The organism is Corallococcus aberystwythensis, assembly GCF_003612165.1.
Classification (GTDB): Bacteria; Myxococcota; Myxococcia; order Myxococcales; family Myxococcaceae; genus Corallococcus; species Corallococcus aberystwythensis.
In genome coordinates this window covers 1-22,311 of sequence record NZ_RAWK01000168.1, presented here as the reverse complement: position 1 = coordinate 22,311, position 22,311 = coordinate 1, and the positions used below count along the sequence as shown (strand labels likewise).

Annotated in this window: 18 protein-coding genes; 6 read left to right on the top strand and 12 right to left on the bottom strand. The window is 69.4% G+C overall.

All coding sequences use genetic code 11. The annotated features are described in order from the left end of the window. On the bottom strand, positions 1-6,107 hold a 6,107-nt coding region (locus D7W81_RS25565), incomplete at its 3' end, for a HAMP domain-containing protein (RefSeq protein WP_244227423.1). 201 nt (positions 6,108-6,308) lie between these two features. Beyond that, complete coding sequence (locus tag D7W81_RS25560; protein ID WP_120558013.1) at positions 6,309-7,217, bottom strand: hypothetical protein; 909 nt, start codon at positions 7,215-7,217, stop codon at positions 6,309-6,311. Positions 7,218-7,456: 239 nt separating this feature from the next. Here D7W81_RS25560 and D7W81_RS42475 point away from each other — a divergent pair, with 239 nt between their 5' ends. After that, positions 7,457-8,209: a hypothetical protein gene (locus tag D7W81_RS42475; RefSeq protein WP_158621686.1), complete on the top strand. Its 753-nt coding sequence runs from the start codon at positions 7,457-7,459 to the stop codon at positions 8,207-8,209. Positions 8,210-8,283: 74 nt separating this feature from the next. Here D7W81_RS42475 and D7W81_RS25545 read toward each other — a convergent pair whose 3' ends face one another. After that, entirely contained in the window at positions 8,284-9,021 is a 738-nt protein-coding gene (locus tag D7W81_RS25545; protein WP_120558010.1) for a MerR family transcriptional regulator, read from the bottom strand. A 365-nt stretch (positions 9,022-9,386) separates the two neighbouring features. On the opposite strand from D7W81_RS25545, the gene rsgA reads away from it, so the two are divergent. Further along, positions 9,387-10,481 (top strand): ribosome small subunit-dependent GTPase A, encoded by a 1,095-nt coding sequence (gene rsgA / locus D7W81_RS25540; protein ID WP_120558009.1) that lies wholly within the window; start codon positions 9,387-9,389, stop codon positions 10,479-10,481. 50 nt (positions 10,482-10,531) lie between these two features. Here the strand turns inward: rsgA and D7W81_RS25535 are convergent, their stop codons facing one another. The 3 genes from D7W81_RS25535 to D7W81_RS44195 all read right to left on the bottom strand — a co-directional run bounded on the left by D7W81_RS25535 (position 10,532) and on the right by D7W81_RS44195 (position 13,508). Further along, on the bottom strand, positions 10,532-11,098 hold the full coding sequence (locus tag D7W81_RS25535) for a hypothetical protein (RefSeq protein ID WP_147445620.1): 567 nt from the start codon (positions 11,096-11,098) through the stop codon (positions 10,532-10,534). Between the two features lie 92 nt (positions 11,099-11,190). Continuing rightward, positions 11,191-12,777, bottom strand: a complete 1,587-nt coding sequence (locus tag D7W81_RS25530; RefSeq protein ID WP_244227422.1) for a trypsin-like serine peptidase — start codon at positions 12,775-12,777, stop codon at positions 11,191-11,193. A 125-nt stretch (positions 12,778-12,902) separates the two neighbouring features. Then, positions 12,903-13,508 carry a TetR/AcrR family transcriptional regulator gene (locus D7W81_RS44195; RefSeq protein WP_120558006.1) on the bottom strand — a complete coding sequence of 202 codons (606 nt, stop codon included), beginning with the start codon at positions 13,506-13,508 and terminating at the stop codon, positions 12,903-12,905. 102 nt (positions 13,509-13,610) lie between these two features. Between D7W81_RS44195 and D7W81_RS25520 the strand changes: the two genes are divergently transcribed. Next, the gene (locus D7W81_RS25520) at positions 13,611-14,360 is read left to right on the top strand and encodes a glucose 1-dehydrogenase (protein WP_120558005.1); all 750 of its coding nucleotides are present in this window, start codon (positions 13,611-13,613) and stop codon (positions 14,358-14,360) included. A gap of 25 nt (positions 14,361-14,385) precedes the next feature. Here D7W81_RS25520 and D7W81_RS25515 read toward each other — a convergent pair whose 3' ends face one another. Further along, on the bottom strand, positions 14,386-14,616 hold the full coding sequence (locus tag D7W81_RS25515; protein ID WP_120558004.1) for a hypothetical protein: 231 nt from the start codon (positions 14,614-14,616) through the stop codon (positions 14,386-14,388). A 29-nt stretch (positions 14,617-14,645) separates the two neighbouring features. Beyond that, positions 14,646-15,488, bottom strand: a complete 843-nt coding sequence (locus D7W81_RS25510; RefSeq protein ID WP_120558003.1) for a 2-oxo acid dehydrogenase subunit E2 — start codon at positions 15,486-15,488, stop codon at positions 14,646-14,648. A 116-nt stretch (positions 15,489-15,604) separates the two neighbouring features. Between D7W81_RS25510 and D7W81_RS25505 the strand changes: the two genes are divergently transcribed. Beyond that, positions 15,605-16,537, top strand: coding sequence for a DUF1684 domain-containing protein (locus tag D7W81_RS25505; protein ID WP_120558002.1), 933 nt, complete (start codon positions 15,605-15,607; stop codon positions 16,535-16,537). Between the two features lie 80 nt (positions 16,538-16,617). On the opposite strand, the gene D7W81_RS43630 is transcribed toward D7W81_RS25505, so the two are convergent. Together D7W81_RS43630 and D7W81_RS25495 are read right to left on the bottom strand one after the other, a co-directional pair. Next, on the bottom strand, positions 16,618-17,508 hold the full coding sequence (locus tag D7W81_RS43630; RefSeq protein ID WP_120558001.1) for a hypothetical protein: 891 nt from the start codon (positions 17,506-17,508) through the stop codon (positions 16,618-16,620). 413 nt (positions 17,509-17,921) lie between these two features. After that, positions 17,922-18,500, bottom strand: coding sequence for a type 1 glutamine amidotransferase domain-containing protein (locus D7W81_RS25495; RefSeq protein WP_120558000.1), 579 nt, complete (start codon positions 18,498-18,500; stop codon positions 17,922-17,924). A 165-nt stretch (positions 18,501-18,665) separates the two neighbouring features. On the opposite strand from D7W81_RS25495, the gene D7W81_RS25490 reads away from it, so the two are divergent. Then, positions 18,666-19,838: a PQQ-dependent sugar dehydrogenase gene (locus D7W81_RS25490; protein WP_120557999.1), complete on the top strand. Its 1,173-nt coding sequence runs from the start codon at positions 18,666-18,668 to the stop codon at positions 19,836-19,838. Here the strand turns inward: D7W81_RS25490 and D7W81_RS25485 are convergent, their stop codons facing one another. Both D7W81_RS25485 and D7W81_RS25480 read right to left on the bottom strand, forming a co-directional pair. After that, the gene (locus tag D7W81_RS25485) at positions 19,839-20,642 is read right to left on the bottom strand and encodes an ABC transporter permease (protein WP_120557998.1); all 804 of its coding nucleotides are present in this window, start codon (positions 20,640-20,642) and stop codon (positions 19,839-19,841) included. Next, on the bottom strand, positions 20,639-21,409 hold the full coding sequence (locus D7W81_RS25480) for an ABC transporter ATP-binding protein (RefSeq protein WP_120557997.1): 771 nt from the start codon (positions 21,407-21,409) through the stop codon (positions 20,639-20,641). Before D7W81_RS25480 ends, D7W81_RS25485 begins: the two co-directional genes overlap by 4 nt. Before the next feature lie 170 nt (positions 21,410-21,579). Between D7W81_RS25480 and D7W81_RS25475 the strand changes: the two genes are divergently transcribed. Next, a partial coding sequence (locus D7W81_RS25475; RefSeq protein WP_244227421.1) for a cation:proton antiporter domain-containing protein occupies positions 21,580-22,311 on the top strand: 732 nt, incomplete at its 3' end.

Genomic DNA, 22,311 nt, shown 5'->3' with positions numbered 1-22,311 from the left:
GGCGTGGGGGTGGCGGCCGGGGAGGCGAGCGTCTCCGGCAGGGCCCCCAGGGCGCGGCTTGCCGCGTCGTTGCCCTGGACCACTTCCTCGTCCGCGCCCTGGTATTCCGGCGGCAGGTAGAGGGTGAAGGTGCTGCCCTTGCCCGGCTCGCTCTCCAGCCGGATTTCGCCGCCCAGCAGCTTGGCGATTTCGCGGCTGATGGACAGGCCCAGGCCGGTGCCGCCGTACTTGCGCGCGGTGGAGCCGTCCGCCTGCTGGAACGCCTCGAAGATGATGCGCTGCTTGTCCTTGGCGATGCCGATGCCGGTGTCCTTCACGGCGAAGGCCAGCACGTGGCGCGAGCGGCGCAGCGCCTCGTGGTCGAAGCGCATGCCCTTGTCCGCCAGGCGCACGGTGAGCCTGACGCCGCCCTCGTCGGTGAACTTGAAGGCGTTGGAGAGCAGGTTCTTGAGCACCTGCTGCAACCGCTGTGGGTCCGTGCGCACGTGGCGCGGCGTTCCGGTCAGCACCTCCACATGGAAGGTGAGGCCCTTCTGGTCCGCCACCGGGCGGAAGCTGCGGTCGATGAACTGGTTGAGCTCCGTGAGGACGATGTCCCGGGGCTCCACCTGCATCTTGCCCGCCTCCACCTTGGACAGGTCGAGGATTTCGTTGATGAGGCTGAGCAGGTCCCCGCCGGACGCGTAGATGGTGTTGGCGTACTCCACCTGCTTGTTGGAGAGGTTGCCGTCCTTGTTGTCCGACAGGAGCTTCGCGAGGATGAGCAGCGAGTTGAGCGGCGTGCGCAGCTCGTGGCTCATGTTGGCCAGGAACTCGCTCTTGTACTTGGAGATGATGGTGAGCTGCTCCGCCTTCTCCTCCAGGCTGACGCGCGCCAGCTCCACCTCGCGGTTCTTCTCCTCCACGCGGGTGTTCTGGTCCGCCAGCTCCTTCGCCTTGTCCTCCAGCTCGATGTTGGTGCGCTTGAGCTCGTCCTGCTGCTGGGTCAGCTCGCGCGACTGGCTCTGGAGCTCCTGGGTCAGGCGCTGCGACTCGGAGAGCAGCGTCTCCGTGCGCATGTTCGCCATGATCATGTTGAGCACCACGCCGATGCTCTCCGTCAGCTGATCCAGGAAGATTTGATGGATGGCGACGAACGGGTGGAACGAGGCCAGCTCGATGACGGCCTTCACCTCGCCCTCGAAGAGGACGGGCAGGACGATGATGTTGAGCGGCGCGGACTCACCCAGCCCGGAGGAGATGGTGATGTAGTCCGACGGCACGCGCGTCAGCAGGATGGTCTTCTTCTCCAGCGCGCACTGTCCGACCAGGCCCTCGCCCAGGCGGAAGCGGTTCGCCAGGTGCTTGCGCTCCCGGTACGCGTAGGTGCTGGTGAGCTTGAGGGACGGGATGCCGCCCTCGGGGTCGGAGAGGAAGAAGGCGCCGTGGTGCGCGGACACCAGCGGGGTCAGCTCGCTCATGATGAGGCGGCTGACGGCGTCCAGGGACTTCTGGCCCTGCATCATGCCGCTGAACTTCGCCAGGTTCGTCTTGAGCCAGTCCTGCTCCTGGTTCTTCTGCGTGGTCTCACGCAGGTTGACGATCATCTGGTTGATGTTGTCCTTCAGCGCCGCGACCTCGCCTTCCGCGACGACCGTGATGCTGCGGGTCAGGTCGCCCTTGGTCACGGCGGTGGCCACGTCGGAGATGGCGCGCAGCTGGCTGGTGAGCGTGCCGGCCAGCTGGTTCACGTTGTCCGTCAGCTGCCGCCACGTGCCCCGAGCGCCGGGCACGCGGGCCTGGCCGCCCAGCTTTCCTTCGATACCCACCTCGCGGGCCACCGTGGAGACCTGCTCCGCGAAGGTGCCCAGCGTGTCGGTCATGTTGTTGATGGTGTCCGCGAGCGCCGCGACCTCGCCCTTCGCGTCCACGATGAGCTTCTGGGTCAGGTCGCCGTTGGCCACCGCCGTCACCACGCGCACGATGCCGCGCACCTGGGTGGTGAGGTTGGAGGCCATGAAGTTCACGTTGTCCGTGAGGTCCTTCCACGTGCCGGCCACACCGGGCACGCGGGCCTGGCCGCCCAGCTTCCCTTCCACGCCCACCTCGCGGGCCACCGTGGAGACCTGCTCCGCGAAGATGCCCAGCGTGTCGGTCATGTTGTTGATGGTCTCCGCCAGGGCGGCCACTTCGCCCTTCGCGTCCACCACCAGCTTCTGCTTGAGGTCGCCGTTGGCGACCGCGGTCACCACCTTCACGATGCCGCGCACCTGCGTCGTGAGGTTGCGGGCCATGAAGTTCACGTTGTCCGTGAGGTCCTTCCACGTACCGGACACGCCCTTCACTTCCGCCTGACCGCCCAGCTTTCCTTCCGCGCCCACTTCACGGGCCACGCGGGTCACTTCGGAAGCGAAGCTGTTCAGCTGATCCACCATCGTGTTGATGGTGTTCTTCAGCTCCAGGATTTCACCCTTCGCGTCCACGGTGATCTTCTTGGACAGGTCTCCGTTCGCGACCGCCGTGGTCACCAGCGCGATGTTGCGCACCTGGCTGGTGAGGTTGGACGCCATGCTGTTCACGTTGTCCGTGAGGTCCTTCCACGTGCCGGCGACCCCCGGCACCGCGGCCTGCCCCCCCAGCTTGCCGTCCGTACCCACTTCCTTCGCGACGCGGGTCACTTCGGAAGCGAAGGCGCGGAGCTGATCCACCATCGTGTTGATGGTGCTCTTGAGCTCCAGGATTTCGCCCTTCGCTTCCACGGAGATCTTCTGCGACAGGTCGCCGTAGGCCACCGCCGTGGTCACCTTGGCGATGTTGCGCACCTGGTCCGTGAGGTTCGCGGCGAGGACGTTCACGTTGTCCGTGAGGTCCTTCCACACGCCCGCGACTCCGGGCACCGCGGCCTGGCCGCCCAGCTTGCCCTCCGTACCCACTTCCTTACCGACGCGCGTGACCTCCGAAGCGAACGCGCGCAGCTGGTCCACCATCGTGTTGATGGTGTTCTTGAGCTCCAGCACCTCGCCCTTCACGCTCACGGTGATCTTCTGGGACAGGTCGCCGTTGGCCACCGCCGTGGTCACCTTGGCGATGTTGCGCACCTGGTCCGTCAGGTTGCCGGCGAGGACGTTCACGTTGTCCGTGAGGTCCTTCCACACGCCGGACACGCCCTTCACGTCCGCCTGACCGCCCAGCTTGCCTTCCGTACCGACTTCCTTCGCGACGCGGGTCACTTCCGCGGCGAACGCGCGGAGCTGGTCCACCATCGTGTTGATGGTGCTCTTGAGCTCCAGCACCTCGCCCTTCGCGTCGACGGTGATCTTCTTGGACAGGTCGCCGTTGGCGACCGCCGTCGTGACCTCCGCGATGTTTCGCACCTGGGCCGTGAGGTTGTTGGCCAGCAGGTTCACGTTGTTCGTGAGGTCCTTCCACGTGCCCGCGACGCCCGGCACCTCCGCCTGGGCGCCCAGCTTGCCCTCCACGCCCACCGTGCGCGCGACGTCCGTCACCTGCTGCGCGAAGACGGACAGCGTCTGCGTCATGGCGTTGATGGTGTCCGCGAGCGCGGCGATCTCGCCCTTGGCCTCCATCACCAGCTTCTGGGACAGGTCGCCGTCGGCCACCGCCGTCACCACCTTGACGATGCCGCGCACCTGGGTGGTGAGGTTGAAGGCCATGCTGTTCACGTTGTCCGTGAGGTCCTTCCACACGCCGGACACGCCCTTCACGTCGGCCTGGCCACCCAGCTTGCCGTCCGTGCCCACTTCCTTCGCGACGCGGGTCACTTCCGCGGCGAACGCGCGGAGCTGGTCCACCATCGTGTTGATGGTGCTCTTCAGCTCGAGGACTTCACCCTTCGCGTCGACGGTGATCTTGCGGGACAGGTCACCCTTCGCGACCGCTGTCGTCACCTCGGCGATGTTACGGACTTGATCGGTGAGGTTGTTCGCCAACAGGTTCACGTTGTTCGTGAGGTCCTTCCACGTGCCCGCGACGCCCGGCACCACCGCCTGGGCGCCCAGCTTGCCTTCCACGCCCACCGTGCGCGCCACGTCCGTCACCTGCTGCGCGAAGATGGAGAGCGTCTGGGTCATCGCGTTGATGGTGTCCGCGAGCTCCGCCACCTCGCCCTTGGCCTCCATCTTCAGGCGCTGGGTGAGGTCGCCGTTGGCGACCGCGGTCACGACCTTGGCGATGCCTCGCACCTGGGTGGTGAGGTTGGACGCCATGAAGTTCACGTTGTCCGTGAGGTCCTTCCACGTACCGGACACGCCCTTCACTTCCGCCTGACCACCCAGCTTGCCGTGCGTACCCACCTCGCGGGCCACGCGGGTCACTTCGGAGGCGAAGCTGTTGAGCTGATCCACCATCGTGTTGATGGTGTTCTTCAGCTCCAGGATTTCGCCGCGAGCGTCGACGGTGATCTTCTTGGACAGGTCGCCGGTGGCCACCGCCGTCGTCACCAGGGCGATGTTGCGCACCTGGGTGGTGAGGTTGGAGGCCATGCTGTTCACGTTGTCCGTGAGGTCCTTCCACGTGCCGCCCACTCCGGGCACCGCGGCCTGACCGCCCAGCTTGCCGTCCGTACCCACTTCCTTCGCGACGCGGGTCACTTCCGCGGCGAACGCGCGGAGCTGGTCCACCATCGTGTTGATGGTGCTCTTGAGCTCCAGCACCTCGCCCTTCACATCCACGGTGATCTTCCGCGACAGGTCGCCATTGGCGACGGCGGTGGAGACCTCCGCGATGTTGCGCACCTGGCTGGTGAGGTTGGACGCCATCAGGTTCACGTTGTCCGTGAGGTCCTTCCACGTCCCCGCGGCGCCGGGCACCTGGGCCTGGGCGCCCAGCTTGCCCTCCACGCCCACCGTGCGCGCGACGCTGGTCACCTGCTGCGCGAACACGTTGAGCGTGTCCGTCATGTTGTTCAGCGTGGCGCCCAGCGCGGCGATCTCACCCTGCGACGGCACCATCAGCTTCTGGGTGAGGTCGCCGTTGGCGACCGCCGTCACCACCTTCACGATGCCGCGCACCTGCGTCGTGAGGTTGGACGCCATGAAGTTCACGTTGTCCGTGAGGTCCTTCCACGTGCCGGACACGCCGGACACCGCGGCCTGACCGCCCAGCTTTCCTTCCGTGCCCACTTCGCGCGCGACGCGGGTCACTTCGGAGGCGAAGCTGTTGAGCTGGTCCACCATCGTGTTGATGGTGCTCTTGAGCTCCAACACCTCGCCCTTCACGTCCACCGTGATCTTGCGGGACAGGTCGCCGCGGGCCACCGCCGTGGTGACCTCCGCGATGTTTCGCACCTGCGCGGTGAGGTTGCCGGCGAGGACGTTCACGTTGTCCGTGAGGTCCTTCCACACGCCGGACACGCCCTTCACGTCGGCCTGGCCACCCAGCTTGCCTTCGGTGCCCACCTCCTTCGCGACGCGCGTCACTTCGGCGGCGAAGCTGTTGAGCTGATCCACCATCGCGTTCACGGTGGTGCCGATGCGGAGGAACTCGCCCTTCACGGGCTGGCCGTCGATCTCCAGCGCCATCTTCTGGGTGAGGTCGCCTTCGGCCACCGCCACCAGCACGCGGGCGACTTCCGTGGTGGGCTGCACCAGGTCGCCGATGAGGGCGTTGATGGACTGGACGCTGGTGGCCCAGTCGCCGCGCACGTCGCCCAGGCCCACGCGCTCGCCCATGCGGCCCTCGCGGCCGACGACGCGCTCCACGCGGACGATTTCGTGGGTGAGCGTGGAGTTGAGCGTCACCACCGCGTTGAACGCGCGGGCGATCTCATCCATCACCACGTCCTGCGCGCCCGACGGCAGCCGCACGGAGAAGTCGCCGCCCTGCACGGCCCGGAGCGCCGCCAGCAGCTGCTGGAGGGGAGGCGGGCCTCCCGGGCGCAGGCCGTCGTCTTCGGCCAGACGGCTGTTGCCGTTGCGGCCGCGCGCGGGGGCGCGACGGGAGGGCTCGGCACGCGAAGTTTCAGCGTTGCTCAGCCGGTTCGCCGCCACGTTGGCGGGAGACCGGGTCCCTGGAGGGCCAGCGTCCTGACCCGCGGCGGTCCCGGCCGTCTTTCGGCCATTGGCGCGCTTGCGGGGAGCGGAGGAGCTGGAAGCCTTGGTGTCGTCCACGTGTGAAACCCCTGATCGGCGAAAGCGTTGCGGCGAGTACTGAAAAACGGCCCGCGATCCCAGGAACGTCCAATGAGTTCGCGGGTTTGTCGAATGCAAAGCCGGGGGGTCACGGCCTTTTTTGTCGAGCACTGAACGTCATGCCTGACCAAGGGTCACTGATCCCCGGAAGCCCCGGAAGGGAACCTCCCTTTAACAGCTTCAAGGAGGCGTGGCTGTGCACGGGAAGCCATCACACCCCTGCACATACAGCGCCCGCCCCGAGAGCCTCCGGGCAGGCGCGCGCGTGCGCGCAGGCACGGCCGCCCGGGCGCCGGTGCGGACGTCGAAGCGGAGCGAGCCTGGCGCCGGTGCGGCTTCGGAGCCTTGGGAAGCGGGCGTTCCACAGGCCAGCAGCACCTGATCCGCGGTGTCCAGCCACCAGAGGAACTCCACGGTGCATGGGGCTTCCGCGCGAACGAGCGCCAGGGTGCGGGCGTCGTAGACGATGACGCCGCCGCCCCACTCCACCGCCGCCAGCTCGCCCCCCGGGCCGACGGACAGGCGCCCGCCCGGACCCGGCACCTGCGCCTGGCCCAGCACCTTGCCATCCGGGGCCACGGAGACGAGCTGCCCGGAGGCATCCAGCGCGAGCACGCCGCCCGCGTGGCCGATCAGCCACTCCGGCGGAGTGATGTCGCCCACCGGCTGGAGCGCGCCGTCGCGTTCGCGCAGCAGGTGGCCTCCGTTGGCGACCCACAGGTGGCGCTCGCCGTCGAAGGCGATCGCGGTGACACCCGGGACCTCCAGCCGCGCATGCGTGCCGTCCTCGCCGCAGACCGCGACGACGCGGGGCCCGAACACCGCCGCGCGCGACGCGTCCGGCGCCACGGCCCAGCCCAGCCGCGTGGCGCCCTTGAGCTGCCGCGCCAGACAGTCATTGAGCGCGCCCAGGTGCGCGTCTCCGGCGGGTGAGGCGATGAGGTACGGCAGGCTGGTGGTGGCGACGTAGAGGAGCAGGCCCAGACCCGCGGCGATGACGAGCGTGAGCGTCCAGGCACGGGCGCTCGCGCTTCGCGTCTGTCGCGCGCTCTTGCGGCCCGCCGCCAGCTGCACTTCCCGTCCGCTCACACACGCTCCCTTCTGGCGCGGAGGACAGCACAGAAAAGGGGCGAAGGCTTACCGCCAGGACGCGAAACCCCATCTGTTGGACATCGCGCGCGTGCGTGCAAGCCCTGTCCCGCGTGCTTCGTCCCATGAACGACCTGCGAGCTGCCGGCCTGCCATGTGCCGGCTTCTTTCCAGCGGGTTGCCCTGTCCGCTGAAGCACACACCTTTACGCCACCTGCGAATTCGAAAGGGCTCCACACATGCGACGCTCCATCGGCACTGCGGCTCTGGCTTTCAGCTTCCTCCTCTCCACCAGCGCGTTCGCGCAGCAAGTAGGCGACGGGTCGAGCCCCGGGACGACTCCCGGCTCCTCTGGCCAGTCCTCGGAGATGATCAACAACGGGCAGACGGGCAGCGCCGGCTCCACCAGCACCGTGACCCCGGGCTCCACCAACTCCACGGGCGTGGAGACGGGCAACACCGCCACCGGCACGGGCGGCTCTGGCACTGGCGTGAACGCGACGCCGGGGACCACCGGCACCGGCACCACGGGCGGTAGCACCTCCGGCACTGGCGGCACCGGGACCAGTGGCATCGGCACGGGCAGCGGCACCACCGGCTCCAGCTCGGACACCTTCGGCACCGGTAGCACCGCGCCGTCCACGGGCACGGGCTCGTACACGTCGCCCTCCACGAGCACCGGCACCTATGGTGGCTCCGGCAGCAGCACCGGCACCGTGGGCGCTGGCGGCTCCGGCAGCACCGGCAGCACTGGCACGATTGGCGGCACGGGCACTGGCACCACCGGCGCCACCTCGCCCGGCACCGAGTCCAATGGCTCGACCGTCATCAACCCGGGCGGCACCGGCACGGGCGGCACCAGCGGCACGACCGGCACGGGTGGCGTGGGCGGCACCGGCACCAGCGGCTCCGGCGGCACCATCGGCGGCGTGGGCGGCACCGGCACCGGCGGCTCCGGCGGCACCACGGGTGGCACCGTCGGCGGCCAGTAGTCTTCAGCGTGGATGTCCTTGAATGACGGCAACGGCCGCCAGCCCTTCGCTGGCGGCTGTCGCCATGTCTGGCTTTACTTCGGTGCGTCCAGACAGGCCATGGCCCGGCCCACGTACTCCATGAGCTTCGGGTCACGGCCCTGACGCTGGGCCACCTGGGGCTCCTGCTGGTGCAGCGTCTGGAGCGACTGCTGGATGCCGGGGTTGCCGCCCGTGAACGCACGGACCAGCTCGCGCCAGCGCGTGGCCAGGGCGCGCACCGGCTCGGACGCAGGGTCGGCGCCCTGCTCCATCTGCTCGCGCATGCTCGCGATGAGGCGGGGCCACTCGGCCTCCACCTGCTTGATGGCGTCGTCACCCATCGCCTGGCGACGGGCCTCCAGCTCCTTCAACTGCTCCGGGGTGTAGTACTTCTCGAACATGGTCATGGCCTCGATGGTCTGTAGGAAGTCGTCGGCGGAGACGGGCTCCGCCGCGCGCAGCTGTCGTGCGAGGGAATCCAGGCGGTCGCAGAGCTGACGCTGTTCCGCCAGCTGCTCCCGGGCCCGCTGGAGCCGCAGCTCCACCACGCGCAGGGCGGAGAAGTCCGCCCGGCCCAGCGTCTCGGAAATCTCCTCCAGCGAGAACCCGAGCTGCTTGAGCGACAGGATGTGACTCAGGCGGGCGATGTCCTCCGCCGTGTAGAGCCGATGCCCCGACGCCGTGTGCGCCGAGGGCTTGAGCAACCCGATCTCGTCGTAGTGGTGCAGCGCGCGGACGGACAGCCCCGTGCGCCGGGCCAGCTCCCCTACCTTCAGTTCCGTGTGCTGCATGACCTCACCCCTTTCCAGTCACGGTCCTCCGCGTGACTGGATGCAATGGGTACAACCTCACGTCGCGTGAGGTTCAAGGGGGAAAACGCACGGCCTTCGCAAGGGGTGGCCAGCGGGCGACAGGAGTTGCTAGGGTCCCTGGACGGAACGGCGATGAACGCTGGAGTTTCCGTGCACCCTTGAGGAGGCCTGTCCTGATGCCGCCCCTTGTCGTCGTCGCGGCCCTGTCCGCCACGCGGGCGCTCATCCGCTGAGCCGGTCGCAGCACCGTCGTCCGTCGCAGCGCGAGCCCCGCTTCCTTCACGCCGGCGCCCCGGAGTCCTTTTTCCGCGCGCCCAGGTATCGCTCTGCCCGGAGTTCCCCAAGTGTCACTTGAAACCCTCGGCTGGGGTCCCGATCTCGACCTCGCGCTGTCCAACGCTGTCTCGCAGTCCTCTTCCTCCCACTCCCTCGTCCCCGGGCGCGTCGTGCGCCAGCAGCGGGGACTGCTCACCGTCCAGACCGCCGGCCGGGCCTTCCTCGCGCGCGCCGGCGGACGTCTCCAGCATCAGGCCCGGGGCGCGGAGTCCCTGCCCACCGTGGGTGACTGGGTCCTCCTGCAACCGCCCGCGTCCGGTGACGGCGAGGCGCTGATGCACGCCGTGCTGCCCCGCCGCAGCGTCCTCCAGCGGCGCGAGGCAGGCAGCGAACACGACGGCCAGCTCATCGCCGCCAACGTGGACGTGGTGTTCCTCGTCATGGGGCTGGACGCCAACTTCAACCCCCGCCGCATCGAACGCGCCCTCACCGTGGCCTGGAGCAGCGGCGCCACGCCCGTCGTGCTCCTGACCAAGGCGGACCTCACGGACGACGCGGCTGAGCGCGTGCGGGAGGTGGAGGCGCTGGCCCCCGGCGTGGACGTGCTCGCGGTGAGCGCCCAGACGGGCCTGGGCGTGGAGGACGTGCGCGCGCGGCTTCCGCCGGGAAGGACGGGCGTGCTGCTGGGCTCATCCGGCGTGGGCAAGTCCACGCTCACCAACCGGCTGCTGGATGCCGCGCGCCTCGTCACCCAGCCCGTGCGGCCGGAGGACGACAAGGGCCGGCACACCACCACGCACCGGGAGCTGTTCGTGCTGGAGCAGGGCGGCCTCATCATCGACGGGCCCGGCATGCGCGAGCTGGGCCTGTGGGGCGACGATGACGAGGGCCTGGCCCAATCCTTCGCGGACGTTGTCGCGCTGGCCACGGGCTGCCGCTTCAACGACTGCGGCCACCAGAACGAACCCGGCTGCGCGGTGAGGGCGGCGGTGCAGGACGGCACGCTCACCGAGGAGCGGCGCGCGAGCTTCGAGAAGCTCCAGCGCGAGCAGGCCTTCCAGCACCGTCAGACGGACGCCGCCGCGCAGCGGGCGCACAAGCGGATGGAGCGCAACCGGTCCAGCGAGGGCCCGGCGCGGGCGCGCTTGAAGCGCGGCGAATAGACAGACATCCCGGGCGCGGCGTGGAAGCCCATGCCGCGTCCGGGTGTGCTTCAGAGCCCGGGGCTCGTCTCCGGCACCGCGCCGGGGGGCGGCAGCGGCGGCGGGGACGGCGTCTCGGGCACCGGGACCTCGCCCTCCTCCGGCACGTTCGCGGCGTCCGGGACCCGGGCCGGCGTCTCCGAGCCGGGGCCCGGGTCCAGGTCCTGGCGCGGATGGACGTTCTGGTACTCCGACGCGCAGGAGTAGGCCACGGTGCGCGTGCCCACCAGGGCCGTGGGCACCAGCAGGCCAATCGCGGCGCAGTTGCCCTGCTCCTCGGTGGTCCGGTTGCCGCCGGCACACACCGCCGACCCGATGAATGCGCCCGCCACCGCGAGGCCTGCCTGGATGAGGACGTCACTGACGGTCGCCCGGCTCTGCGCCCACGCGATGCCGTTCTTGCACTCGCTGCCAGGGGGGCTGGACACGGGCACCAGACCCGCCACCGTGAACCACTGCCGGTCCTGGTGGACCTTGGGCTCCGGCCGCAGGTTCGTGACGATGCTCGTCCGATAGCAGCCCGTCTGTCCCAGCATCAGCGCCGCCATCGACGCCGCCACCGCATGTGCCTTCCGCATCAGTGCCCCCAATCCCGGTGAGTGACCGCACGCACCCGCGTTCAGGCCTGTGCCTAGCCTGAACGCGGGGGTCACCGGAAGAGGGGTATCCCTCAGTAGATGACGTAGGCGGCCGTGCCGCTGCAGCTCGTGTTGCGGAAGCAGCCGACGCGGATCTGATACTGCGCCGACGGGGCCGCCACGTTCATGTGGTAGGTGACGCGCGAAAGCGAACCGCAGGTGCCGAAGGCATCGTCGTTCTCCGCCGCCGGCAGGCCCGATGCGTCGTGCACCCGCAGGATGGTGTCACCGACGCCGTTGGCGCACTCCACGCCGCAGGTGCCCACGTCGAGGACCTGGCCAGGGGTCAGCGTCACGTTCAGGTTGGCGGTCTTGCGCGCGCCGCTGTCGGTGTGGGTGAGCCTGAAGGGCAACGTGCCCCGCGTGAGGTTCGCGTTCAGGGTGACCTTCACCGCCACCGTGGCGCTGCAGCTATCGGTGTAGTCGCAGCCGGCGCGGAGGGTGTAGGCGCCAGCGGCCTGCGCCCGGAGCTTGAAGCCGCACCCGTCGAAGCTGGAGGCGACCTCGTTGCCCTGGGCGTCGACGAGGCGCAGCTTGGGGTAGCCCGTGGCGGGGAAGTCCGGCAGACCGCAGGCGTTCACCTGGATGACGTCGCCCACGCCGAGCGTGTACGCCCGGTCCACCGTGTTCTGCGTGGCGTCGTAGGTGTCGCTCGTCGTGTAGCCGAACGCGTTGGCCGGACGCACCGGCGCGGGCGGCATCCCGGTGCACAGCCGCGTGCTGCCGTTCTGGAGCTCCGTGCACACGCCCTTGAGCGCCGGGTAGACGTACGTGCTCTCCGAACCGGTGCAGCCCGTCTCGGGGCACACGTTCACCACGTTGCAGCTGCCGTTGGCGACGTAGTCCGCGCCGTTCCCGCGCACGAGGATGCCCGCGAGGGTGTGCTGGCCCAATTCATACACCGCTGCGCCCGACGTGCCGGGGAAGGTGTCCGAGTTGGACACGAAGTAATCCAGCGTGCCGGAGCGCGCGTTGCGCACCGAGCCGCCGGTGTCGATCTTGAAGGGGATGCCGCTGCTGCCGCCGACGACGGCCACGTTCTGCGCGGCCCCCAGCGCGGTGTTGCCCGTGCGCACGGGCGCCGGGGTGAAGCGCGGCGTGGCCGCCCGGTCCAGGCGCACGACGGCGTAGTCCAGGTTCTGCCCGTTCACCGTGCCGTACTGGCGCGCCACGATGGAGCCGCAGGTGAAGACGTCCTGCGAAGTCACCGGATGCAGCACGCCCGCCGCGGTCCGGTAGAAGTTGAAGACGAAATAGGTATCGGCGCACTGCGCGGCGTTGCCCACGCAGTGGCCCGCGGTGAGCACCAGGTCATCGTCGATGAGCGTGCCGGAGCAGAAGGCCGCTCGCGGATCATTGAAGAAGCGCTCGGTGGAGCAGAGGTTGAGGCCGGTGCCCAGGTTCGGGCCAGGGAAGGTGACGTTGTTCGGGTCCGTCAGGTCGATGAACCCCGGGTGCACCATCGCCACGGCGGCCTGCTGGGCCCGGGCGCGCAGCGTGGCATCCGGGTGGGCGTAGACGTCCAGCCGGTTGTCCGTGCCGTAGACAATCTCGCGCTTCTGCTCCGCGAGGGATTCATCCGACGGGCCGCAGCCCACCGTGAGCGCGAGGGCGCTCATCACCAGAAACCCAGACTTGAGATGCTTCATGAGAGGGATGCCTTTGTTTGGGGGAAACAAGCAGCCCTACCGTGCCAGACACGCGAAACCCCATTACCCCAAAAGCCCGGCGTCCCTCACGGCAATCAACGGCGGCGCTTCGCCGGGACGGGCAGGTGTTCGAAAGCCGTCTCCACCATGCCTCGCAGGCAGGCTTCGTCCATGCCCGCCTTGCCCACGGCCTCCAGCCCTCGCATGAGCCCGAGCAGCATGGCCCCCAGCTTCGGGGGGTCCGCGTGGGCCGCGAGGTCCCCATGCGCCCGGGCCTGCTCCAGGCAGCGCACGAACGCGGCCTCCAGTCCCCGGAAGGTCTCCAGCGCCCGGTCCGCCACGTGCGCGTCCTGCGCCGCCAGCTCCGAGGTGCCGCGCGCCAGCAGGCACCCGCGCCGGTTCGTGGGCGCCGCTGAAGCCGTAGCCACCCCCAGCATGTACTGGCGCAGCCGCTCCAGCGCCCCCGCGTCCGGCCCCTCCAGCGTCTTCTTCACCGACTCCAGGGAGTTCACGCAGTACGCGTCGAACACCTTCAGGAAGAGCTGATGCTTGTCGCCGAAGGCCCCGTAGAGGCTGCCCTTCCCCAACCCCGTGGCCTGCATCAAGTCGTCCATGGACGTCGCCGCGTAGCCCTTGTTCCAGAACTGGTCGCGCACCGCCCGCAGCACCTGTGCTTCATCGAATGTCCGAGGCCGAGCCATGCCCTGAAATTAAAAGTTATTGACCGCCCGGTCCACCATTCTTAGATATGGACCATAAAGTCCATAACTCGCCAGGGCGGGGACGGACCAAGGAGCAGGACCATGGGCAGGCTCGACGGGAAGGTGGCGGTCGTCACGGGTGGGACCACGGGCATCGGCTTCGCGTCCGCGAAGCGGTTCGCGCAGGAGGGGGCGAAGGTGTTCCTGACCGGCCGCCGGCAGGCGGAGGTGGACCGGTCGGTACAGGAGATTGGCCACGGCGTGGTGGGCGTGCGCGGGGACGTGTCCGTGATGGCGGACCTGGACGCGCTCTACGCGCGGGTGAAGGAGGAGGCGGGGCACGTGGACGTGGTGTTCGCCAACGCGGGCGGCGGCGAGTTCGCGGCGCTGGGCTCCATCACGGAGACGCACTTCGACCAGACGTTCAACGTCAACGTGAAGGGCACGCTGTTCACGGTGCAGAAGGCGCTGCCGCTCCTGAAGGACGGCGGCTCCGTCATCCTGACGGGCTCCACCGCGGGCTCGGACGGCTCGGCGGCGTTCAGCGTCTACGCGGCGACGAAGGCGGCCATCCGCTCGTTCGCGCGCACCTGGGCAACGGACCTGAAGGGGCGGCGCATCCGGGTGAACACGCTCAGCCCGGGCCCCATCGACACGCCGGGACTCAACGGCCTGGCGGCCGACGCGGCGGGGGCGAAGCAGATCAAGGACTACCTCACCAGCCTCATCCCGCTGGGCCGCATGGGGCAGCCGGACGAGGTGGCGAAGGCGGCGTTGTTCCTCGCGTCGGACGACAGCAGCTTCGTCAACGGCGCGGAGCTCTTCGTGGACGGCGGCGCCGGGCAGGTCTGAAGACGCGGCGCGGACGGCGGGTGCTTCAGTCCTCCTTGCCGTCCGGGTTCGACGCGCCCAGCTTGCGCAGCCGGGCGGCGAAGGGGCTCTCGCCGTTCACCGGCAGCGGGCCGCCGGCCATGCGCTGGCGGCGGTCCATGGCGAGGGGGCCTTCGGGGGGACCTTCCAGGGCTTCCTTCTCGAAGCGGTCCTGGCCGCCCAGCACCCGCCCGATGGGACGGGAGGAGCCGACGCGACGGTAGGGATCCACGGACATGGCGTTGACCTCCGGATGACGGCCCTGTTCTACCGCGCTTCGTCCTCCGGTGCATCCCACCCCCGGGGGTCCTCCAGCGCGCCGCCGATGTGCCGGAGCACCCGGGCGGCCAGGTCCACGTCGATGAGGCGCGCGTCCCAGGTGCAGGTGAGCGTCATGGCCTTGCCGGGCACCAGTGCCCCCGCCTCCACCACGGGCACGTCCCGCACCAACCCGGGCGCCAGCAGGAGCGGCACGCGGGTGTAGGGCACCATCGCGACGAAGCCCCGCTCCAGCCCCAGCGAGCCCAGGTTCGTCACCGCCACGGAGCCGAACGGGTCGAACGGCATGCCCACCCGGCGCAGGTCCACGTTGAGCCCGTACCAGACGAAGGACAGCAGCCGCAGCGCGGGGCCCATCAGCCAGCCGGGGAGCAGCGACGAGCGGCGCTTGCCCCGCTCAATCTCCATGTCCTCGCGCGCGCGGACCCGCGACACGCGCGACTCCAGGGCGTCCGCCAGGGCCTCCAGCGACTTGCCGTCCGCGCGGTGCACGGTGGCGGTGGTCAGGTCCACGCGCGCCGCGCCGCTCGCGGGCTGCACCACCAGCACGCAGACGCCCACGTCCTCGCGCAGCCACGGGCGCTGGCCGCGCAGCAGGACGTTGGCCTCCGGGTAGCGGCTCAGCGCGTCCGCCGCGGCCTTCGCCACCAGGTGCGTCACCGTCAGCCTGCGTCCGGTGCGCGTGCGGTGCGCGGCCATGAACGCGAGCGCCGCTTCCATGCGGACCTCCAGCGCCGCGTACGCGGTGGGGTCGCGGGGCGCGCGCCACGTCCCCAGCGCGAGCTTGCGCAGGGCACTGGCTTCAGGCGCGGGGTGGAGGTCCAGGTTCACGGAAGATTTCGCAAGGCTTCGCACGGCGGGAGGAGCGCGCGCAACGGGGGTGGGCTCCTGTTAGACATTGGCCCCAGCGCACCCTTCCCTCCTCCCGCGCTTCGAGGCCCATCCGCATGAGCACCCTCGCCCTGGTCCTGTCCCTGTCCCTGGCCCTGCAGGCCGCGCCGCCCGCGAAGCCCCTCCCGAAGCCCGCCGCGCAGGCAGCGCGGAAGCAGGCCCCCGCGGAGGACGTCGCCGCCGCCACCCAGGCGTGGCAGGCCGAGCGGCTGCAAGGCCTGAAGTCACCGGACGGCTGGCTGACGCTGGTGGGGCTCACGTGGTTGAAGGAAGGCGAGCAGACCGCCGGCTCCGCGCCCGACAGCGCGGTGCCGCTGCCCGCGCCGGTGCCCTCCAAGGCGGGCACGTTCGTGCGCAAGGGTGACACCGTGCGCTTCCAGCCCGCGGCGGGCGTGGCCTTCACGCTGGAGGGCAAGCCCTTCACGGGGGGCGAGCTGAAGACAGACGAGAAGGGAGCGCCGGACGTGCTGCGGCTGGGGAGCGTGAGCTTTCACGTCATCCGGCGCGCGGACCGGCTGGGCGTGCGGGTGAAGGATTCGGAGGCCGCGGCGCGCAAGCAGTTCCACGGCATCCCGCTGTACCCGGCCAGCGCGGCGTGGAAGGTGGAGGCCCGGCTGGTGCCGGACGAGAAGCCGCGCATGCTCAGCGTGCCCACGGTGCTGGGCACCGTGGAGGAGATGAGGTCCGCCGGCACGCTTGTCTTCACGGTGGCGGGCAAGGAGTACCGCCTGACGCCCGTGGCGGATGAGGGCTCGGAGGAGCTGTTCATCATCTTCGGCGACGAGACGAACCGCGACGCGACCTACGGCGCCGGCCGCTTCCTCGAAGCGCCGCTGCCGGACAAGGACGGGCGCATCGTGCTGGACTTCAACCGCGCCTACAATCCGCCGTGCGCCTTCTCCCGCTTCGCCACCTGCCCGCTGCCCCCGCGAGGCAACCGCCTGGCCCTGCGCGTGGAAGCCGGAGAGAAGCGCGCGGGCGATCACTGACACCAGGTCCCTGAAACCCCACCGCCCGCTTCCCCGGGGAGGGAAACGGGCGGCGTGGGCATCTCGGGGGCGGTGAAGCCTCAGAGCTGGATGGTCTTCTCCAGGTCCGCCAGCCGGAAGCGCGCCATCGCCAGGTTCGCGTTCGCGCGGTGCAGCGCGATGTAGAGGAACAGGCCCTCGCGCGCCGCGAGCGGACGGATGATGTGGTACTGCTCGCCCAGGGTGATGAGCATGTCCTCGATGCGGTCCTTGATGCCCAGGGCCTTCATCGTCTTCAGCTTGGCGCGCATCACTTCCGTGTTGCCCGCCGCCGCCGCGTCGATGTTGAACCCCGCGGAGCCGATGCTTCCGAGCGTCATGCCGCTGTTCGCATCCGCCAGACACACCGCGAACGCACCTTCAATCTTCATCGCCTCTTCCAGCGCCTGCTTCACGTTCGCCATGACTTCTCTTTCCAATAGGACCGGGGGAACCGAGGGGGACTGCGAAAGGGCGGGCTGCGGTGACAGCGCGTCGGACGTGAGCTCCGTCAGCTCGAACGTCAGCTGGCTGGAGTAGGAGCGCGGCTGCGGCACGAAGAGCGCCTGCGCCTCCGTCAACCCGAAGAGCGTGTCCAGCTGCGCCCCCACGTGCTTGCACAACAGGTCGCGCAGCGTGTCTCGCGGCACCAGCCCCCACGCCACCAGCGTCTCGCAGAAGTTGCCGCCACTCTTGCGGCACTCCGCCATCACCTGCTCGACGTCCTCACGGCTCACCAGCCGCGCGTCGATGAGCGCCGTGGAGAAGCTGCGCGCGCCCGGGCCCGTGAGCACCGTCCACGCCACCTTGCGCTCCACCACGAAGATGCGGCCGGAGACCGTGGTGGACTTCACCACGACCTCGCCCCCCAGCTTGCTCTCCAGGGCCTCGTTGAGCACTGCCCGGACAACCTGACGAGGCTGGGACATCACGGTGCGGGGGGCCGGGTTCATGAGGGGAGTCCACGATGACCGTCAGTGACGACGCGGTCCGTCAAAGGGCGCTGCTGCCGGAATAATAAACAGCAACGCTGCACAATGGCAACTCAGCTGTAAAATTCGGGGAATAGATGACTCCCCTGGGGTTGGTGAAACCCCGTACAGATGGAGGAGTTTCTTGTACCGGGAGCCCAAAGACAACGGAACAATTCCAGAGCAGCGAAAAGCTGACGCATGGGCCGGACAGCGCAATGCGTCGGACGAACGGGGGGTTCGCCCGCCAACATTCTCACTCTGGAAGAAGGATCAACCCGGCGGAATCCGGCATGGAAAATCCGTTCCACCGCACGGTGCGTAGCGGCCCCCGGAGCGCCTGTCGCACCCTGGGGGCCTGGGTCCTGCTGGACCATTTCCGGTGTGCGTGCGGCTCAGTGCACTGGCGGTGCGCGGTCCGCGGCGGCTTCCGGGGCCAGGGGTGACTCCAGACGTGGGGCGATGCCGGCCTTCAGCTGCCGCAGCAGGGCGGCGCAGAAGGCCTCCAGGTCGTCCGGCTTGCGGGACGTGATGATGTTGCCGTCCTCCACCACCTGGCGGTCCACCCAGCGCGCGCCGGCGTTGATGAGGTCCGTCTTGATGGAGGGGAACGAGGTGACGGTGCGCTCGTCCGCGATGTCCGCCTCCACCAGCATCCACGGCCCGTGGCACACGGAGGCGATGGGCTTGTCCTCCTTGAAGAAGTCGCGCACGAAGCCGACCATGCCGATGTCCATGCGCAGGTGGTCCGGCGAGTAGCCGCCAGGAATCACCAGCGCGGCGAAGTCCGCGGCCTTCACCTCCTTCACCGCCTTCTCCGTGCGGACTTCCGCACCCTTCTTCCCCTTGAGGCCCTTGCCTGCCTCCACGCCAATCACGACAGGCTCGTGGCCTGCCTGCTTGAGCGTGTCGAAGGGGACCTGGAACTCGGAGTCCTCGAAGTCGTTGGCCACGATGAATGCGATGCGCGCCATGGAACTGCCTCCCGCTGGCAATGGTTGCCGTTGAACCCGCCCGAGCAAGGTGCCCACGACAGGGGCCGCGACAACGCCACCCGGGCATGTCTTCCAGTGCCGGACGCGCTCGCCTGCCCCCCTTCCGGGTCGGTAGGCCGCGTTCACCCACGTTAGATTCCCGCCATGCGTTCCCGCCGCCTCCTGCTGTCCGCCCTCGTGGTGCTCACCGCCTCCGCCACCGCCTGCCGCAAGAGCCAGGCGCAGGGGACGGCCTCCGCCGAGGACTGCATCCGGATGGAGGACGGCTGGGGGCAGGACGGCAGCGTGCCCGTCACCGTGGACGTGGTGGCGGAAGGGCTGGAGGTCCCCTGGGGCGTGGCCTTCCTGCCGGGCAGGGACGGAGACGCGCTCATCACCGAGCGGCCGGGCCGCGTGCGGCTGTTGCGCGGCGGCCAGCTACAGCCCGGGGCCGTGGCCACGCTGCCCCTGACGGCGAACGGCGAGGGCGGCCTGCTGGGCATCGCCGCGCATCCGGACTTCGCGACGAACCGCTGGTTCTACCTGTACGTCACCACCCAGGCGGGCGGGAAGGCGCAGAACCGGGTGGAGCGCTGGACGCTGTCGCCAGACGGCGCGAGCGCGGCCTTCGAGCGCGTCATCCTCGGCGACATCCCGTCCGCGAAGTACCACGACGGCGGGCGGCTGCGCTTCGGGCCGGACGGCATGCTGTACGTGGGCACGGGCGACTCGCGCGACCCGGACCTGTCCCAGGACGTGAAGAGCGCCGCGGGCAAGCTGCTGCGCCTGACGCCGGACGGAGCGGTGCCGAAGGACAATCCCTTTCCGGATTCACCCGCGTTCCTCCTGGGCGTGCGCAACACGCAAGGCTTTGACTGGAAGGACCCTGCCACGCTGTACCTCACCGACCACGGCCCCAGCGGAGAGACGATGCGCTTTGGCCACGACGAGGTGAACGTGGTGAAGGCGGGCGACAACCTGGGCTGGCCCGGCATCTACTCGTGCGAGACGCAGGGCGGGCGCGTCACCCCGTCGCTGACCTTCGACGACGCGGCGCCCCCGGGCGGCGCGGCCGTCTACACGGGCACCGCGATTCCGGAGTGGAAGGGGTCGCTGTTCGTGGGCACGCTGAAGTCCCAGCACCTGCACCGGGTGGAGTTCGATGCGCGGGAGCCCCGCCGCGTGGTCCGGCACGAGGTGTACCTGCGAAACACCTGGGGCCGCCTGCGCGACGTGCTGATGGGCCCCGACGGCCACCTGTACGTCACCACCAGCAACTGCGACGGCCGGGGCGAGTGCGGTCCGAAGAAGGACCTGCTCCTGCGCGTGCGGCGCTGATCAGCTCACGCTCTCCGCGCTGTAGCGGGCCAGCAGGCCCGTGCGCACCGCGTAGCGGTAGACCCGCTGGAAGACCCAGCCCGCCAGCACGATGTCCAGCACCGCCAGCGCCAGGCCCCACCCGAGCGTGGCGCCGGAGAACCCGCCGCCGGCCACCAGCGTGCGCACGCCCTCGAAGACGTAGGACGGGGGCAGCAGCTTCGCCACCCACTGCATCCACTCCGGCAGCGTGGACAGCGGGTAGAAGACGCCCACGAACGGGGACAGCAGGCTGGGGATGGGCCAGACGAACCACTCCGACGCGGGGCCCAGCCGCAGCACGAGCGCGCTGCTGAGGATGCCCAGCGCGATGCCGAAGAGGAACAGCACCATCACGAACGGGATGAACATCGCGCCGTAGGCGGCGAAGGACAGGCCGAACACCGTGGTGGACAAGAGCAGCATGACGACGAGGCCGATGGCGCTGGTCGCGATGCTCGTCAGCACCAGGCCGCTCACGTACTCCGTCAGCGTGAGCGGTGTGGCGAAGACGTTGAGGAAGTTGCGCGACCAGACGTCCTCGAAGAAGCCCGTCGTCAAACCCTGCATCACGCGCGCGAAGAAGTCCCAGAGCAGCACCGCGCCCAGGAGCGCCGGCACGAAGTTGTAGCCGGAGGACGTGACGCTGTTGAGGTACCGGGTCATGAAGCCCCACAGCACCATGTCGATGGCCACCCAGGCGAAGAGCGGCACCACGCGCGCGAAGTTGCCCTTGTAGAGATAGAACTGGCGCAGCGCGATGCCCGCGACGTGGTTCAGGTTCATGCTGCTTCGCTCCGCTCCAGCGCCAGCGGCTCGTTGGCCACGGCGATGAACAACTCCTCCAAGGTCGCCTTGCCGTGCTCGCGGGGCAGCGTCTTGGGGTCGCCCTCCAGGAGCACCCGGCCGCGCGCCAGGAAGAGGACGCGGTCGCAGACGGCCTCCACCTCGTACATGTTGTGGGAGGTCCACAGCACGCTGCTGTTCCCCTTCGCTGCGAAGGCCTTGATGCGGGTGCGGATGTCCACCGCCGTGGCCGGGTCCAGCGACGCGGTGGGTTCGTCCAGGAGCAGCAGGCGGGGCTCGTTGAGCATGGCCTTGGCCAGCGACACGCGCGTCTGCTCGCCGGAGGACAGCACGCCGCACTTGGTGTCCCGGAAGCGCCTCAGGTCGTACTCCTCCAGCAGCGCCTCGATGCGGGCGGACAGCCCCTTCACGCCGTAGATGAGGCCAAAGACACGCAGGTTCTGCGCCACGGTGAGGTTGCCGGGCAGGGGCGAGTAGACGGCGGCGAAGTTGGTGCGCGACAGCGCCTTCACCCGCTGGGTGCCCAGGTCGGTGCCCTCGATGGCGATGGTGCCGGAGGTGGGCTGGAGCACGCCCAGGAGCATGTTGATGGTGGTGCTCTTGCCCGCGCCGTTGGGTCCCAGGAGCCCCACGATTTCGCGGCGGCCCACGTCGAAGGAGATGCCGTCCACGGCCGCGTGGGCGCCGTACGTCTTTCGCAGCGCCGTGACGGAGAGCACCAGGGTGTCCAGCGAGCCGGATTTCATCAGGGGTCCTGCTGTACCACGCGGACATGCCGCCGCCAGGGCGCACTTCGGGTGAGAGGAAGGCAGGCGGGCGGGGCCTCAGGCGGGCGACGAAAAGCAGACGGTGCCCGTGCACGGTCCGCGCGAATCTGGAAAGCTCCGCGCCCTTCCCCGGTCCCAGTGGAGTCGCCGTGCTGCTGGAAGTACCCATCCTCATCGGCCTGATGGTGGCGGCCATCGCGCTTGCCATCGCCGCCAAGCGGGCCAGCGTGCCATACAACGTCGCGCTGGTGCTTGGTGGCTTGCTCATCTCCGTTGCACACCTGCTGCCGGGCGTGCCCCCGCTCAACCCCCAGGTGGTGTTCCTCATCTGCCTGCCGCTGCTGCTCTTCGAGGGCGGCATCATGGCGGACCTCAATGGCATCCGCGCGAACGCGGTCCCCATTGGCCTGCTGTCCACGCTGGGGATGGTCCTCGCGATTGGCGCCACCGGCACCGCGCTGCACCTGATGCTGGACCTGGCGTGGGGGCCCGCGCTGCTCCTGGGCTCCATCCTGGCGGTGACGGACACGGTGTCCATCCTCTACGCCTTCCGCCGCGCGCCGGTGCCGGGGCGGTTGTCGGGCATCATCCAGGGGGAGAGCCTCTTCAACGACGGCACCGCGCTGGTGGCGTACACGGCCATCGCGGCGGTGGTCGCGGGCGGGGCGGCGCCCACGCTGAGCTCGCTGGGCGGCCACGTGCTGCTCGCGTCGGTGGGCGGCGCGGTGGTGGGGCTGGCGCTGGGCCTGCTGGGCGGCTTCATCATCCGGCGCGCGGAGGATCCGCTCGCGGAGATCATGGTGACGACCGCGGTGGCGCTGGCGTCCTACGTGGTGGCGGAAGAGGTGCACCTGTCGGGCGCCATCTCCGCGGTGGTGGCG

Coding starts and splice junctions, on each gene's coding strand:
- D7W81_RS42475 (WP_158621686.1), top strand. CDS start 7,457: ATGCGACGCTCCATCGGCACTGCGGCTCTGGCTTTCAGCTTCCTCCTC.
- D7W81_RS25495 (WP_120558000.1), bottom strand. CDS start 18,500: ATGGCGCGCATCGCATTCATCGTGGCCAACGACTTCGAGGACTCCGAG.
- D7W81_RS25535 (WP_147445620.1), bottom strand. CDS start 11,098: ATGCGGAAGGCACATGCGGTGGCGGCGTCGATGGCGGCGCTGATGCTG.
- D7W81_RS25545 (WP_120558010.1), bottom strand. CDS start 9,021: ATGCAGCACACGGAACTGAAGGTAGGGGAGCTGGCCCGGCGCACGGGG.
- D7W81_RS25505 (WP_120558002.1), top strand. CDS start 15,605: ATGAGCACCCTCGCCCTGGTCCTGTCCCTGTCCCTGGCCCTGCAGGCC.
- D7W81_RS25530 (WP_244227422.1), bottom strand. CDS start 12,777: ATGAGCGCCCTCGCGCTCACGGTGGGCTGCGGCCCGTCGGATGAATCC.
- D7W81_RS43630 (WP_120558001.1), bottom strand. CDS start 17,508: ATGAACCCGGCCCCCCGCACCGTGATGTCCCAGCCTCGTCAGGTTGTC.
- D7W81_RS25515 (WP_120558004.1), bottom strand. CDS start 14,616: ATGTCCGTGGATCCCTACCGTCGCGTCGGCTCCTCCCGTCCCATCGGG.
- D7W81_RS44195 (WP_120558006.1), bottom strand. CDS start 13,508: ATGGCTCGGCCTCGGACATTCGATGAAGCACAGGTGCTGCGGGCGGTG.
- D7W81_RS25485 (WP_120557998.1), bottom strand. CDS start 20,642: ATGAACCTGAACCACGTCGCGGGCATCGCGCTGCGCCAGTTCTATCTC.
- D7W81_RS25480 (WP_120557997.1), bottom strand. CDS start 21,409: ATGAAATCCGGCTCGCTGGACACCCTGGTGCTCTCCGTCACGGCGCTG.
- D7W81_RS25490 (WP_120557999.1), top strand. CDS start 18,666: ATGCGTTCCCGCCGCCTCCTGCTGTCCGCCCTCGTGGTGCTCACCGCC.
- D7W81_RS25520 (WP_120558005.1), top strand. CDS start 13,611: ATGGGCAGGCTCGACGGGAAGGTGGCGGTCGTCACGGGTGGGACCACG.